The following is a 1,881-nucleotide window of genomic DNA, read 5'->3' on the forward strand; positions in this document are numbered from 1 at the left end:
ACGGCGTCGGTGATCTGCTCGTCTTCCAGCAGGTTCAGCACGTCCTGTAGGTGGGTGTCGAGGTTGACCGTTCCGGTGAGTAGGTGCTGCCGCTCGCCGAGGCCGGTCAAGGTGAGAGCGTGGGCCTCGTGGCCGTGCGCGCGCAGTCGTCGGGCCAGCGGCTGGAAGGTCCAGGAGCCGTGCCAGGCGCCGGGGACCAGGACGAAGGTCGCCATCAGGCCCGCCCGACGGCCAGGACGATCTTTCCACGGGTACGGCCACTGTCGGCGAGCTCATGGGCGTGGGCCGCTTGTTCCCAGGGCAGGCAGGTGGCGATTTCGGGGCGTAGTCGGCCGGCCTTGACGAGCGAGACAAGCTGCCGCAGTCCTTCCTGGTCGGCTTCGACAATCATGAATTGGGTGCGCAGCCCGAGTGGCGATGCCACGCGGGCGAGCGCCGCTTCGGCCGGAGATGCTAGCGAGACGACGATGCCACCGGCTCGCAAGGTCTCCAGTGAGCGCGGCCCGTACTCGCCTCCGATCGTGTCGATGACGACGTCGACATCATGAACTGCGGAGGTGAAGTCCGTCTGGGTGTAGTCGATTACCTCTTCGGCGCCCAGGCTGCGTACGAAAGCGTGGTTGGCCGATCGGGCGGTGCCGATGACGTAGGCACCCCGCGCCTTGGCGATCTGGACGGCCAGATGCCCGACTCCGCCCGCCGCAGCGTGGACCAGCACTCGCTGTCCGGGGCGCACATCGGCGGTATCGACCAGCGCCTGCCACGCGGTGAGACCGGCCAGAGGCAAGGCGGCGGCCTGAGTGTGGGAGATGTCGGCCGGCTTGTGAACCAGATGCCGAGCCGGGGAGGTCACATACTGAGCGTAGGTACCCGCGGGCCGCGGATGGCGTGGCATCCCGAACACCTCGTCTCCGGGCGCAAGGGTCGTGACACCCGCTCCGACGGCCTCGACCACGCCCGACACGTCCCAGCCCAACCTGATGGGGACGTCACCACCGGACAGACCGCCGCTGGAACGATGCCAGGAGTCGGTCGGATTGACCCCTGCTGCCACCACCCGCACGAGCACCTCGGCGGGCCCCGCCTGTGGCCGCTCCACCTCCACCATCTTCAACACTTCGGGGCCGCCGAAAGCGTCCTGGCCGATCGCCCGCATCATTATGGTTCTCCTGTTTCAGCCGGTCGGACAACGTGTCGACCACTCAACCGCCCTGCTGCACAGGCCATCAAGGCACGATCGGAACATGATCGTTTAGCGGAACTCAAGGGCGCCTCCGTGGGTACCCACGGAGGCGCTGCCTTCCTGGCACCGGCCGAGGAGCTGTCCTTGGCCAGGCCGAGCAACTCGCCCTGTCAAGCGGCTGCGATCTGCGGAGTCAGCAGTCGAGCTCATCCGCTGGGCAATGCACGGCGAGACGCCGACGGTGGCCCGCGTGCCCCGGTAGAACGGACGGACCTCGGTGATCCGCCCGTCCTTGACGGTGATCGCCTGCAGGATCGGGGAGCTGGGTTTTCGGGCTGTCGCGCGGGCGCGGACTTCTGTGAGCATCACCGCCGTCTCACCGATGGCGGGCAACTCCCGGCCCACCATGTCGAACGTCTCCCGCACCTGTTCCACGACGAAGGATCGCGCCATCCCGTCAGTAGGCAGAGCATCGGCTTGGTGCGGCTCGACATCCAACGCGAAGAAGGGCCCGCGCAGGTCCAACGAAGCCTCGCCGGGGCCTCTGCTGTCGCAGTACAGGTCAATCCGCGCAGCGCGGACACGCGGACACGCGGACGCGAGGACGCGCGGACACGCGGACACGCGGACACGCGGACACGCGGACACGCGGACACGCGGACACGCGGACACGCGGACACGCGGACACGCGGACACGC

The 1,881-nt window shown here is 68.2% G+C and carries 3 protein-coding genes; all 3 read right to left on the minus strand.

Translation table 11 applies throughout. From position 1 onward, the window contains the following. A partial coding sequence (locus ACSNOG_RS32590) for an alpha/beta fold hydrolase (RefSeq protein ID WP_436756312.1) occupies positions 1-215 on the minus strand: 215 nt, incomplete at its 3' end. Then, positions 215-1,156 (minus strand): NADP-dependent oxidoreductase, encoded by a 942-nt coding sequence (locus ACSNOG_RS32595; protein WP_436756314.1) that lies wholly within the window; start codon positions 1,154-1,156, stop codon positions 215-217. The genes ACSNOG_RS32595 and ACSNOG_RS32590, both read right to left, overlap by 1 nt. 96 nt (positions 1,157-1,252) lie before the next feature. Then, entirely contained in the window at positions 1,253-1,636 is a 384-nt protein-coding gene (locus ACSNOG_RS32600; protein WP_436756313.1) for a hypothetical protein, read from the minus strand. Positions 1,637-1,881 lie beyond the last annotated feature (245 nt).

Source organism: Streptomyces sp. URMC 124 (assembly GCF_051386455.1).
GTDB lineage: Bacteria > Actinomycetota > Actinomycetes > Streptomycetales > Streptomycetaceae > Streptomyces.

Bases quoted from the DNA above. Each gene is read 5' to 3' on its own strand.
- ACSNOG_RS32595 (WP_436756314.1), bottom strand. From the start codon at position 1,156: ATGCGGGCGATCGGCCAGGACGCTTTCGGCGGCCCCGAAGTGTTGAAG.
- ACSNOG_RS32600 (WP_436756313.1), bottom strand. From the start codon at position 1,636: ATGGCGCGATCCTTCGTCGTGGAACAGGTGCGGGAGACGTTCGACATG.